Below are 13052 nucleotides of genomic sequence, written 5' to 3' on the forward strand. Positions count from 1 at the left end.
GGGGACGGCGACCCCGACGGGATGGCTGACGCTGCTCTTTGCCGAGGCGCGGCGCTCCGTCGCCCGGCGGCAGCGGCAGCGTGCTCGCGGACCGGGCGGCCCCGGCGTTCGGCAACGGGGGCGTGCCGGGGGCCGGATGCCCCGTGCTCCCCTCCTCGGTCCCGCGAGGGGGCACCGCTCACCGACGGGCGCCTCCGCCCGGCCGCGCGGTCAGGTGCGCGCGCCCGACCACGCCTCCCAGAGCCCCGCGTACACGCCGCCCGCGCCCACCAGTTCGTCGTGGGTGCCCGACTCGGCGATACGGCCTTCCTCCAGCACGACGACGCGGTCGGCGCGGACCGCCTGGGTGAGGCGATGCGCGACCACGAGGGCCGTACGGCCGCGGAGGGCCCGCTCGGCCGCCGCCTCCAGGACCCTGGAGCCCGCGCTGCCGGCCTCCGCGGTGGCCTCGTCCAGTACGGCCACGGGCGGATCGGCGAGCACCAGGCGGGCCAGCGCCAGTTGCTGGGCGCGGATGGGGTCCAGCCTCAGGCCGGCCTGGCCGACCTTGGTGTCCAGGCCGTCGGGCAGGTTCTCCGCCCAGCTCCGGGCCCGGACGGTGTCCAGCGCCGCCCACATCTCGTCGTCCGTCGCGCCGGGGCGGGCCAGCCGCAGATCGTCGCGGAGCGGACCCGCGAACACGTGCGTCTCCTGGCTGATCAGGGTGATCGTGGTGCTCACCTCCGCGGCGCGCAGGCTCTCCAGCGGGCGGTCGCCGAGGAGGACCCGGCCATGGGCGGGCCGGTGGATGCCGGTGAGGAGGCGCGCCAGTGTGCTCTTGCCCGCGCCGGAGGTGCCGACGAGGGCGACCCGTTCGCCCGCCGCGAGGCGCAGATCGATGTCGTGCAGCACGGGGTGCCCGGGAACGTAGGCGTGCGTCACACCCTCCAGTGCGACCGGGATGGCGCCGGAGCCGACGGGGGAGGGGCGTTGAGACGGCAGCGGTGTCGCCCCTTCGCCGGTGCGTGCGCGCGCGAAGTCGCCGTCGCCTGCCGCCGCGCCGTCCGCCGCCTGCGGGGCAGCGGACTCGCGGGCGGACGGGGCGCCGGGGGAGGGCGCCAGGCCGGCCTCCCGCGCGTCGGGATCGTCCAGGGTCGTCAGGCCCACCAGGCGGTTCGCCGCCGCACCTGCCGACTGGACCTCGTCGAAGGACGACAGCAGCCCGTTGACCGGCTCGAAGAGCTGATGGAAGTAGAGCGCCGCCGCGCTCGCCGTGCCGAGCGGCACGTCCCCGTCGCGGACGAGCAGCCAGCCGATGGCGAGCAGGGCGCTCAGCCCCGTCCACTCGGCGCCGTTCAGCTTCCCGAAGAAGCGGGTGCCGATCTGCGTGGCGCGCAGGGCGAGGTCGCGTGAGCGGCGTGAGCGGCTGCCCACCAGTTCCAGCCGGTCCTTCTCCAGGCGGAAGGCGCGCACGGTGGGCGCGCCCTCGGTGGACTCCAGGATGGCCCGGGTCTGCTCCCCGAGCGCGAGCCGCTCGGCCACCCGCACCGGCCGGGAGGTCCTGCGCAGCCAGCGCACCGCCACCACCTGCAAGGGCACGACGAGCAACGAGGCCGCGGCGAACCGCCAGTCGAGGACGATCAGCGCGACGAAGGTCAGCGCGACCTGGAGGACGGAGCTCGCGAGCTGGGGGACCAGGGAGCGCACCGCGTCCGCCAGTACGGAGACGTCGTTGCTGACCCGCGAGACCAGGTCGCCCGCGCCGGAGCGCTCCAGACGTTCCGTCGGGACGGCCAGCGCCCGGCCGAGCGCGCTCTCGCGCACCCCGGCCAGCAACTCCTCGCCGGTGCGGGCCACCAGGGCGCCGCCCCACCCGGTCAGGACCGCCTGTGCCAGGCAGGACGCCGCCACCAGGGCGGTCGGTCCTGTGATCGCCGAGACGGCGTGTCCGCCCTGGGCGACCACGTCGATGATGCGGCCGAGGGCGCGCGGCACGAGGAGCCCCGCGACCACGTTCGCCACGGTGACGAGCAGGGCGAGGAGCGGACGCAGCGGGGCCCGGCGCAGCCGGGCGACGAGTTCGGCGCGCGTCTCGCGAGCCGTCGCCGTGGGCAGCAGGTCCGTCGCCCGGATGCTGACGGGCGCCGGGCCCCGCGCGGTGACCTGGTTGTTCATGCTGTCACCGCCGCCCGGTAGACGGAGTGGTCGCGGAGCAGATCGGCGTGGGCGCCGTCCGCCGCCACGGCGCCGTCGCCGATGAGGACGACCCGGTCGCAGTGGCGCAGCAGGATGGGGCTCGTGGTCACCAGGAGTGTCGTGCGTCCGCGGCGCAGCTCGCGCAGCCCCCGCGCGATGCGCGCCTCGGTCGCCGGGTCGACGGCGGTGGTGGGCTCGTGCAGAACCAGTACGGGGGCGTCGGCCGCGAGCGCGCGGGCCAGGGCGACCCGTTGGCGCTGACCGCCCGACAGCTGCCTGCCGCGCTCGCCGATCCGGCTCCCGGCACCGCCGGGCAGGACTGAGGCGACCTGGTCGGCGTCGGCCGCGGCGAGCGCCGCCGGTACACGCTCCGGCACGGCGGCGATCGCGACGTTCTCCTCGATCGTGCCGTCGAAGAGGTCGCCGTCGTGATCGGCCACGAGGACCGCGCCGCGCGCCGCGCTCAGGGACAGGGCCGCCAGCGGCTCCCCGCCCAGCAGAATCGCGCCGCCGTCCGGTGGCACCCGCAGGGCGAGCACGTCGACGAGGGCTGCCGACGCGACCGGGTCCGGCGCCACGACGCCGACCAACTCGCCGCCGCCGACGTGGAGATCGAGTTCCTTCAGCGGCCCGTGGGACAGGCCCGCCAGGGTCAGCCCGCCACGCCCGGTCTCCGGTGTCCCGTCGCCCGCGCCCCCGGTGAGCGCGTAGGGCTCGCCCAGCAGTTGCGCCATCCTCTTGGCCGAGCCCCGGGCCCGGGCGCGCAGGCCCACCGCCCCGGCGAACACGTTGCAGGGGCCCACGAGGAACTGCGCGAGGCCCACGGAGGACACGAACTCGCCCACGGACAGGCGGCCTTCCATGGCGAGCCGGGCCCCGAACCAGGTGATGCAGACGAGGAAGAGGCCGTTCAGCAGCAGGCTGACGCCCTGGTGGCCGGCGTCCCAGCGCGCCGCCCGCACGGTCGCGGCCAGGGCCGACCGGCTGGCTCCCCGGTAGCGCTGCTGCGCGGCGGCCTCCGCGCCAAGCCCTTTGAGTACGCGCAGCCCGCGCACCAGATCGGCCGCCGTGGCCGTGGCCTCGGCCACCTGCGCCTGCTCCGCGCCGCCACGCGCCGCGAGGGGCTTGGACAGCAGTTGGGTCAGCACGAGCAGCGGGACAAGTCCCACCAGGACGACGAGGCCGAGCCGTACGGACGTGATCAGAAGAGCCGCGGCGCCGAAGGCGATCGCGGCGACACTGCCCGCGCCCAGGACCCAGAAGCGGTTGCCGAGTCCGACGCGCAGCGCGTCCGAGGTGGCGGTGGACAGCAGCGCGCCGGAGCTGAGGGAGGTCCGCTCGAATCCCCGGGCGTCGAGGAGCCGGGTGGCTGCCGCCATGCGCAGGTCGTGCGCCGCGCCCTGGCTGCCCTGCCGGTTCCACCGGCCGCCCAGGCGCATCGCCGCGGACAGGACCAGGAACACCGCGCCGAGCAGCCCGATCCACAGCGCCAGTGCGCCCGGACCCCCGCCGTGCAGCGCGTGGTCGACGGTGGCGCCGATCAGGACCGGGATCGCTGCCTCGCACATCTGGTGCACCGACGTGAACAGGGCGGCGCCCACGATCCACCGTCGGCGCCGCCGGAAGGCCCAGCGCAGCACGCCCTGCTGGGTGGGTTCGAGGTCCGTGGGGGCCCCGGCTGTGTCCCGGCCGCCGGGCGCCTCGGAGGGGCTGGTGGCCCCTTGTGTCCTCCGTGCCGCATCGACTGTCATGCGTTTGTCACTTCCTCGCCGCTCCTTCTCCTCGGGCCCGACAACGCTGTTGGCGCGGCGGCCACCGCGTCGAGAGGCCGGGGCGGGGAGAGGGCGCGGGTGGTGCGGATGAGGCAGTGGACACGATTGGTTAGGCTAGCCTAACCTTTTGGTTGCTCGCAATGAGCGGTCGATCCGGCAATGAGCGGTCGAGGGAGAAGGCACCGTCGACCGGGAGAAGCGTCTGAAGTGACGGGCGGGGCCCGCCCGGTAGGATGCGCGCCCCGCCCGCACGGCCCGGCCCGAGGTCCGGTGTCCGGCGGTCAGGGACGCGAGGGACGAATCCACCGAACGATCCAGGAGGTCTGATGCGGGTCCATGTCACACCGGAGGTCCGAGCACTGGGGCTGCACCACGTCAGGGTCTGGCGGCTGTCCTCGGACCGCCCGCTGCTCGCCGACGACGGCCTGTCGGCCGACCGTGTGCGGGCCCTGTACGACGACGCGTCACCGCTGCCCGAGGGATATCGCAAACTGCTTGCCGAGCTGGGCCACCCCGACTCCGTCCCCGCGGGGGAGCGGCTCAGGGAACTCGTACGCACCCGGGGCTTCGGCTCGCACGGAGCCGTCGTCGATGCGGTCACCGCGGCCACCCTGCGGTACGGCGCCGGGATCGGTCTCCACCGCCCCGGCCCCGCAGGGCCGGGTCCGCTCGTGGTGGCCAGGGCGGCGGGCGGCGAACGCATCGTGCCCGCCTTCTCCACCCGCTCGAAGCCGGTGCCCGCGGGCGACCTGGTGTACGGACTGCGCGCGGCCGACGGCACGTTCGAACCTTTCGCCTGGCTCGGCCGGCGCGACTGTGACGCGGCCGACTGGCAGCTGCGGCCCGACGACACCGAGGCGCTGGTGGTCGTGCTGGGCTGCCCGGGGCAGGGCGCCGACCACTCGGACGCGATCGGGCAGACTCTCCGGGACGTCCTCGCCGAGGCGCGTCCCGACGTCGTGTTCGAGGAGGTCACGACCGAGGAGGCGACGACTGAGGAGAGGTGACGACCGGGGAGGCGACGACCGGGGAGAGGTGACACCGGCGCGTGCGCCGCGCCCGGCCGCTGCCCTTCCCGCGGCCGTGGCGCCCCGCCCTCGGGGCGGGGATTCTCTCGCTTTGTCGCTTTGTCGCCTTGTCCTCTTGCGAGGAGCCGGGGCTCCGGGTCCGAGCCGCGCGGGACCGGCGCCGCACGCGGGCCGCTCCGCGGCGTCGGTCGCGTACCCGCGCCGTGTGGAGGTGGCCGACCCCGGTGGCTCGGCCGGCGGGAGGCCGGACGCCTTCCGCCCGAGCCGGGCCCCCGCTTTCCCTCGCTGTCTCATGTACCGCTCTTGTACGGCGTGTTGACGCCGTCCCCCCGTCGATCAGTGCGACCGTCCGCCGTTGGGACGGGTCCGAAGACCCCTGTCCAGCCGACGCCGCGAGCGAACACGCCGACATCGCGCGCGAGATGACCGCGCACTGGTGAATCCACCCGCGCCGCTGTCCGTGCGGCCCACGTTCCGCGTCCCCTGACCGCCTTTGGCGTCGCGTCAGGCGTAGCCGCCCGGCGGCCGGTTGTCGCGCCGTCGCCCCCGGCCGCGGAGGCCGTCCTCCAGGAGAAGGGCTTGACGCGTGCCGATAATTAGGTAAGCCTACCCTAAGTCACGTCGGGTGGAACGTCCCCCAGGCCGCGGCCTGTCCCGCGTGACCGCCCTCAGGCCACACCCGGCCCCAATCCCTCGGGAGGTTTCCATGTCCCTGGAGCATGCGGAGATACTGGACGGGCTCGATCCGTCCGACACCAACGGCATCGTCAAGGCGTTCGCGGCCAACACCGCGTTCCGGGCGGCCGAATGGGAGGAGCTGACCACAGAGGAGAACCCCTACCGGCGCCCGGTGCGCCCCGACGACCTGGCCTGGCTCGACTACAGCAAGCCGATGCCCGTCGCCAAGGCGCTCAAGCTCAGCGCCCTGCTCGGCCACCGCATGCTGCGCAACGTCTACGACAGCGATCTCCTCTACCTGCCGCCCGTCGCCGGGGGCCCCGCGGAGCAGGACGGCGCCGCCTTCTACAGCACGCGCAACCGCATCCTCTCCGCGCTCGCCGCCCCGGTGCTCGAACAGCACCTGTTCACCCTGCTGGAGGCCGAACGCAAGCCGCTCGGCGGCACCAGCCTCGGACACCTGGAGCAGGAGGTACGGGAGACCTACGAGCGCCGGACCGCCGAGCCCGGCGCCGCCTTCCGCGCCGCGCTGTCCACGCAGGACCGCAAAGCCTCCGCGACGTTCGTCATGCTGCAGCTCAGCGCCTACCTGCCCGCGGCCCACGCGGCGGCGGGACGGGCCGCGCTCGGCGAGTTCGACGTCGCGCACCCGGGCGGACGCCTCCTCCTCCTCGACGACTACCGGGACTGGGCCGACCTGCACGAAACGTACCGCGCGCTGCTCGACGGCGCCGGCCTGAAGCCCACCGCGGCGGCCTACTGGCAGCTCTACCTGGGTTCTTCCCTGGCTCGCGGCAACCACCTGCACTGGCTGGGCCGGAACCGGGAGACCTACCCGGAGTTCCTGGGCGCGCTGGTCCACCACAAGCTCGACGAGGCCGTCACCGGCCCGCGTTTCCGCGATGTCTTCGAGGACGGACTCGGTGTGCACACCGACCTGTTCACCCGGCTCGGCTCGGGCACGACCGCCGACTCCCTGGCGGAACTGACGCGGCGTCTGGCGGCCCCGCTCGAACGCCAGTGGGGCCCGAGTGCCATCGAGCGCTTCCACCAGGGCTTCGCCGACGCGCGCTGGTTCGCCGAGCTCTGGGACGACGACCTGGCCCAGCAGCTGACCTGGGCCGACGCCATCCCCCTGCACCAGGAGAAGGCGGAGCGCATCAACGCCCACATCCAGGAGAACAACATCCAGGTCGACCTCGACACGTTCGTGGAGAGCAACGAGGAGACCTCGACCACGCACGTGCACGACGAGCACCGCCTCGTGATGATCGAGCGCGGCGACATGCACTTCTGGAACAACGTCACCCACAAGGTGGAACTCCACGAGGGCGACAAACTCCTCATACCGGTGACGCGGCTGCACGGCTCCACGGTGCTCTCCGGCGAGTGCACCTACCACCAGCCGATCATCCCGGAAGAGATGTACCAGCGGTTCTGAGCGGGCGCCGCACCGGCCCCGGGCCCACCGCGCCGCGGACTCCGGTGGCGGTCCTGTCAGTTGTCCGAATTCTCCGGGATGGAGTTCCCCTCTCGTGCACACTTCCACCGAAGGGCCCGACCGGCCCCTGGACTCACGCACGGCTCAGTCGCTGGAAGACTGCGTCATCGGTGACGTCCCCGCCTGGGGGCTGCCGGTCGCACACGATCTCGTCACCACCCTGCTCTCCCAGGAGAGCCCGTTTCCCTGCAGCTTCGCGGTGGCCGCCGCGAAGAAGCACTCGCTGCGGTTCGGCTTTGTCGAGAGCGCGCGCGACGAGGGCACTTGGGGCCCGCTCGTCGACATCCTCCGTGCCTACCTCGACTGTTACCAGGAGCTGGGCAGGGACACCTCGCTGGTCGTCTTCTTCCAGCCGGACGAGCAACAGGAGTCGTTGCAGGACTATTTCACACGATTCTGGTCGGTCCTGCAGTTCCTGCACGAGAAGGACCCGGAGCCGTGGCCCGCGGAGACCCCCACCGACCCCGAGGACACCTGGTGGGAGTTCAGCTTCGGCGGTACCGAGATCTTCGTCGTCTGCAACACCCCGGCGCACGTGACCCGGCTCAGCCGGCACAGCCCGGGCTTCATGATCACATTCCAGCCGCGCTGGGTGTTCGACGGGCTGGCGCCCGACTCCCCGCGGGGCGCCAAGGCGCGTGAGGTCATACGCAACCGCATCCGCCGCTACGACGGCATGGAGCCGGCGCGGGAGCTGGGAAACTACGGCGACCCGGCCAACCGCGAGTGGCGGCAGTACTTCCTGCCCGACACCCCTCAGGAACGCATGACGCGTTGCCCCTTCCACGCGGCGCGGCAGCGCGGCGCCGACGGATCGGAACAAGCCGGCGGCCCGGCGGCCCCTCCCCTCGCGGAGGAGATCGGATGAACCCGCGTGAAAACCCCCGCAGGGGATCGCCCGGGCGAGGTCACCGAACCCAGCCGGGTGCGGTGACCGCTGACCGCTGACCGGCTCCCACCGTACCCCGCGGCACCGCGCACACCGCACGGGAACAGAAGAGGCGTGCATGACCGAGCGGTTCGACGGCGCCGGGAGAGCACCGCTGACGGCCGCCCGATCCGGAATCCGGTAGGGGCAGCGGCGGGGCCCCGGCACCCCGGCGTGTGACTGCGCCGAGTACGTCGAACTGCCCGGCCCGTCACGGTTGTCGGCGTTCCTGTCCTCGGTGCGGCGGGCCACGGGGGAGGCCGGTCTCAACAGGTACGTCCTGGAACGCACTTCCCGGACGGCGGCGACACCTCCGGGCCCGTGACACGCCGCGCCCGGCCGCTCGGGCCCGGGGCAGGGGACCGGCGTGGCGCCGACCTCCGCGTACACACGTGCCCTGCGCCCGGCTCCGCGGTCGGACGGCCCCGATTCCGCGTGGGCGTGGGACGCGTCGCCTCCGGGCCCCCTCCAGCCGGCACCCTGAAAGCGAGCGATCTTGTCCGACCACGACAGCGCACCCGCCAGCGGCACTGTGGCGCGTCGCGTCTCCGACACCGCCTTCCGGCGGGCGATGGCCGCGGTGGCCACGCCCGTCTCCGTCGTCACCACCATGGAAGGGGAGATCCCCTACGGCGCCACGGTGAGCGCGTTCGCCTCCCTGTCGATGGACCCGCCGATGGCCATGATCGCGCTCGACGAGAAATCCGGACTACTCGCCGCTCTTCGCCGTACCCATCGCTTCGCCCTGAACGTGCTCGGCGCCGGCCAGCACGACCTGGCGGGTGTCTTCGCCCGCCGGGGCGGCGACAAGTTCGCCGGCGTCGCCTGGCACGAGGAAGCGGGCCTGCCCCGCCTGGCGGGCGTCAGCATCTGGGTGGAGTGCGTGGTGGAGCAGTTCCTTCCGGGTGGGGATCACACCATCGCGGCGGGCCTGGTCACCGACGCCTGCGTGGGGGAGGACCTCGCGCCGCTCGTCTACCACTGCCACCAGTTCGGTACCCACGCCCCGACCGGTGCGGCCGCGCACGGCTGACCCTGGGCGGCGACCGGGCCCCTGAGCGGCGTCCCCGCAATCGGCTCCGCACTCGTCCGCCGTGATCGTGTCGCCGGTCGCCGGTCACGCGTCGTAGCAACGGGGACGGCGGACAGGAGCGCGGCCCATACGGAACGCCGGGCGCAGGTCTGCTTCCTCGGTGGGTGAGCAGCTCTGATGTAGCCCGGAGACCCCGGCCCGGCGAGACAACGCCCTAGTGGACCGCCGCGCCCCCGGCCTTGGCTGCCGTGGGTGTGCGCGGCCGAGGTCGCGATGGCGGAGGGGCAGACCACTCCGGTCCGCGGGGATGCGGATCTCGGGGGCGGCCGGACTGGCGACCGAGCCGTGTCAGCGGCGCCTCGCGAGCGGCGCGCACCCCTAGGCCCCGTCGGGACCGGGGGTCACGGTGAGTCCGTCGAGGAAGACGTCGACCATGGTCTGGGTTTCGTCGCCCTGGTCGAACCGGCTCGTGACGCAGAGGTTGCCGATGGCCCGCAGCAGGAGTGCGGGCGGCATGTCCGTCCGCAGCGACCGCTGGGCGATCCCCGCGTCCAGGATCTGAGCGCACGCGGGCACCAGCCGGTCGAGGAAGTAGGCGTGCAGGGTGCCGAACTCGCCGTCGTCCGAGCTCATCACGGAGGCGAGTCCGTGCTTGGTGGTGAGGAACTCCACGAACAGCCCCACCCAGCTCCGCAGGGCCGCGCGGGGTGAGGGTGAAGAGGCGAGGAGTTCGGGGGCGGCCGCGGCGCAGGCCTCCACCTGATGCCCGTAGACGGCGACGATGAGTTCCTGCCGCGTCGGGTAGTGGCGGTAGATGGTCGCGATGCCGACACCCGCACGGGCGGCGATCTGGCGGATCGGCGCATCCACGCCGGATTCGACGAACACCGCGGCCGCGGCGTCCAGCACCGTCCGCGCGTTGCGCACGGCGTCGGCCCTCTTCGCCTCGCTCGGTTCCCTGCTGTTCGCCGTCAGCGTTCTGTCCTCACGTCGTGGTGCTTGCTAAACGGATCGGTGTTCCGTATCGTTGTGGATCGTTGATCCGCTTAGCCGATGATAGCGGATTCGACCTCGACACACCCCCCTGCCTTCGCAACTTCTCAGAAAGCACCATGATGACCACCACCACCACGACCGATCCGGCTCCCGTCATCACCGTCTCGCCTGTCACGGTCCCCGCTCCGCACCGCGGCCAGGACCTGCAGGTGAAGGTATCCGCGCCGAGCTCCGGCGACAGCCTGCCCGTGATCGTCTTCGCCCACGGCTTCAGCCTCTCCTCCCGCGACTACGCCCCGCTGGCCGATTACTGGGCGGCCCGCGGCTTCGTCGTCGTCCAGCCGACCTTCCTGGACTCCAAGACGCTCGGCCTCGCCCCCGACGACTCGCGCACCCCGGACATCTGGCGGCTGCGCGTGCAGGACATGAGCCTCGTCGCCGACAGCCTCGGTCTCGTCGAGCAGGCCGTGCCGGGCCTGGCCGGGCGGATCGACCGGAGCCGGCTGGTCGCCGCCGGCCACTCGTACGGCGCCCAGACCGCGGCCATGCTGCTCGGCGAACGCGTTCGCGACACCGCAGGCGTCGCCGGCGCGAGCATGAGGGATGCCCGCTTCACGGTCGGCGTCCTGCTGGCCCACCCCGGCGACGGGGACAGCCTCACGGAGCTGGCGCAGACGTACTTCCCGTTCATGCGCCCCGACTTCACCGAGCTCTCCGCCCCGGTGTTCATCGCCGCAGGCGACCACGACCAGTCTCCCCTGTCGACGCGCGGTCCGGACTGGTTCACCGACGTGTACACGATGAGCCCCGCGAACAAGACCCTGCTCACCCTCTTCGGCGGCGAGCACGGACTCGGCGGCATCAACGGCTACGAGGCCGCCGCGACCACCGACGAGAACCCCGAGCGCGTCGAGCTCGTCCAGCGCCTCACCACCGCCTACCTGCGTACCGCCGTCCTCGACGATCCCGACGCCTGGACCAAGGCGGCGGACGCTCTGCGCGCCCAGGCGGAGCCCGGCGGGCGCCTGGAGAGCAAGCAGTGATGAGCGCGGCGGACACACCGCTCCCGCGCCCGCCCTTCGACCCGGAGCTTCAAGCCGTCCTCGACACCCTGTCCGCGCAGCTTCCGCCCACGATCACCCCTGAGATGATCCAGCCGATGCGGCAGGCCATGGGCCAGGGGCCCGACGCGCGGGAGACGCTCACGCGGCGCGGCCTCGACGTACGGGACGTCACCATCTCCTCGTACGACGGCGGGGCCGTCGTCCTCAGCGTCGTGCGGCCGGCCGGCCACTCCGGCGCGGGGCCCGGCTTCTACTACTGCCACGGCGGCGGCATGATGTTCGGCGACGCGCTGGGCGGCGTCGAGGTGCTCGCGGACTGGCTCCTGCGCTATGACGCCGTCGGCGTCAGCGTCGGCTACCGCCTCGCGCCGGAGCACCCCGACCCGACCCCGGTCGAGGACTGCTACGCGGGACTCGTCTGGACGGCCGAGCACGCGGGCGAGCTCGGCATCGCCCCGGACCGGCTCGTCATCGCCGGCAGCAGCGCGGGCGGCGGCCTCGCCGCGGGCACCGCCCTGCTCGCCCGCGACCGGCGCGGCCCGGCTCTCGCCGGCCAGCTCCTCATGTACCCGATGCTCGACGACCGCGACGACACCGTCTCGACGGCGCAGATCCACGGCGTCGGCATGTGGGACCGCGGCAGCAACCGCACCGGCTGGACCGCGCTGCTCGGGACCCGCCGAGGTACCGGCGACGTCTCCGTCTACGCGGCGCCCGCTCGCGCCGCCGAGCTGTCCGGTCTCCCGCCGACCTTCATCGACTGCGGTTCCGCGGAGGTCTTCCGGGACGAGGACGTCGCCTACGCGACCCGGATCTGGGCCGCGGGAGGGCAGGCCGAGCTCCACGTATGGCCCGGCGGGTTCCACGCCTTCGACGTCTTCGCGTCGCACACCACTCTCGCGAAGGACATGGTCGCGGCCCGCGACCGGTGGATCGACCGCCTGTTCTCCTGACACCCGGCGCCGGCGCCGCGGACCATCCGGGCGAGCTGTGCACCCGGCGCCGACGTCGCGGACTACCTGAGCGAGCTGTACACGCGGCACTGGCGCCGCGGACTACCCGGGCGAGCCGTGCCCGTGGCGCCAATAGCCGGTGAAGGTGATGGCGGACTTGGGGAGGCGGCGGTCGTTGACGAGGTGGCGGCGGACGCCCGTGGCGAGCGCCGACTCCCCCGCGACCCACGCGTAGTCGGGCGGGGCCGGCAGCTCCGCGCCCCGCACGGCCTCCAGCGCACGCGCCCCCGGCCGCAGGGCCGGGTCGTCGCGCGGCAGCCAGTGAACGACGGCGCCCTCCGGACGGTGGATGCCGGGCCGGATGTCCGCCTCGGTGGGGACTTCGAGGAAGACGTCCGCCCGCAGATCCGGCGAGGCGTGATCGAGGACGGCCAGCACGGCGGGCAGCGCGCTCTCGTCTCCGACGAGAAGCTGCCGGCGCGCCGTCGGGGCGGGCCGGAAGGTGTAGCCCTCGTCGAAGACGCCCACCGGATCGCCGGGGGCGGCGCTGAGCGCCCATGCGGTGGCGGGGCTGGGACCGTGCTCTCCTTCGTGCAGGGCGATCTCGACGTCGAGCTCTCCGAGCTGCGGGCGGATGGCCCGCACGGTGTACATGCGCACCCACGGCCGGCGGCTGACCGGCTGCATGATCAGCTGCGCCATCCATGCCTCGTTGGCGAAGGTCGGCATCGTCAGCCGCCGCTGTCCCTGGCGCCGGAAGAACATCCGGAATGCCTGGTCGGGGCCGCTGGGCCGGAACCTGCCGAGCTCGGCGCCCCCGAGCGTCACCCTGACGAAGCTCGGGCTGAGGCGCTCGGCGCGCAGGACTTCCAGGGTGACCATGGCCCGCTCGCGCGGCCGGCGGACGCTGGGGAGCAACGACAT

General features: G+C 73.4%; 10 protein-coding genes. 6 read left to right on the forward strand and 4 right to left on the reverse strand.

The features are described 5' to 3' along the window. Positions 1-210: 210 nt before the first annotated feature. Together LCE31_RS00815 and LCE31_RS00820 are read right to left on the reverse strand one after the other, a co-directional pair. Positions 211-2154, reverse strand: coding sequence for an ABC transporter ATP-binding protein (locus tag LCE31_RS00815; RefSeq protein ID WP_225011908.1), 1944 nt, complete (start codon positions 2152-2154; stop codon positions 211-213). Beyond that, on the reverse strand, positions 2151-3926 hold the full coding sequence (locus tag LCE31_RS00820; protein ID WP_225011910.1) for an ABC transporter transmembrane domain-containing protein: 1776 nt from the start codon (positions 3924-3926) through the stop codon (positions 2151-2153). The genes LCE31_RS00815 and LCE31_RS00820 overlap by 4 nt, the downstream gene beginning before the upstream one ends. Positions 3927-4273: 347 nt before the next feature. Here LCE31_RS00820 and LCE31_RS00825 point away from each other — a divergent pair, with 347 nt between their 5' ends. The 4 genes from LCE31_RS00825 (at position 4274) to LCE31_RS00840 (ending at position 9115) form a co-directional block, all read left to right on the forward strand. Continuing rightward, positions 4274-4954, forward strand: coding sequence for a hypothetical protein (locus tag LCE31_RS00825; RefSeq protein ID WP_225011911.1), 681 nt, complete (start codon positions 4274-4276; stop codon positions 4952-4954). A 727-nt stretch (positions 4955-5681) separates the two neighbouring features. Next, positions 5682-7094, forward strand: a complete 1413-nt coding sequence (locus LCE31_RS00830) for a hypothetical protein (RefSeq protein WP_225011913.1) — start codon at positions 5682-5684, stop codon at positions 7092-7094. A 94-nt stretch (positions 7095-7188) separates the two neighbouring features. Beyond that, positions 7189-8022 carry a YqcI/YcgG family protein gene (locus tag LCE31_RS00835; protein WP_225011915.1) on the forward strand — a complete coding sequence of 278 codons (834 nt, stop codon included), beginning with the start codon at positions 7189-7191 and terminating at the stop codon, positions 8020-8022. Positions 8023-8578: 556 nt separating this feature from the next. After that, the gene (locus tag LCE31_RS00840; RefSeq protein ID WP_225011917.1) at positions 8579-9115 is read left to right on the forward strand and encodes a flavin reductase family protein; all 537 of its coding nucleotides are present in this window, start codon (positions 8579-8581) and stop codon (positions 9113-9115) included. A 378-nt stretch (positions 9116-9493) separates the two neighbouring features. Here LCE31_RS00840 and LCE31_RS00845 read toward each other — a convergent pair whose 3' ends face one another. Then, the gene (locus tag LCE31_RS00845; protein ID WP_225011919.1) at positions 9494-10042 is read right to left on the reverse strand and encodes a TetR/AcrR family transcriptional regulator; all 549 of its coding nucleotides are present in this window, start codon (positions 10040-10042) and stop codon (positions 9494-9496) included. Positions 10043-10230: 188 nt separating this feature from the next. Here LCE31_RS00845 and LCE31_RS00850 point away from each other — a divergent pair, with 188 nt between their 5' ends. Next, positions 10231-11154 (forward strand): alpha/beta hydrolase family protein, encoded by a 924-nt coding sequence (locus tag LCE31_RS00850; protein ID WP_374118369.1) that lies wholly within the window; start codon positions 10231-10233, stop codon positions 11152-11154. Beyond that, a complete protein-coding gene (locus tag LCE31_RS00855; RefSeq protein ID WP_225011921.1) occupies positions 11154-12128 on the forward strand; it encodes an alpha/beta hydrolase in 975 nt (324 codons plus the stop codon). Before LCE31_RS00850 ends, LCE31_RS00855 begins: the two co-directional genes overlap by 1 nt. Positions 12129-12230: 102 nt before the next feature. Here the strand turns inward: LCE31_RS00855 and LCE31_RS00860 are convergent, their stop codons facing one another. Next, a complete protein-coding gene (locus LCE31_RS00860) occupies positions 12231-13052 on the reverse strand; it encodes a siderophore-interacting protein (protein WP_225011922.1) in 822 nt (273 codons plus the stop codon).

The sequence above is a fragment of the Streptomyces sp. 8L genome (genome assembly GCF_020176795.1).
GTDB lineage: Bacteria > Actinomycetota > Actinomycetes > Streptomycetales > Streptomycetaceae > Streptomyces.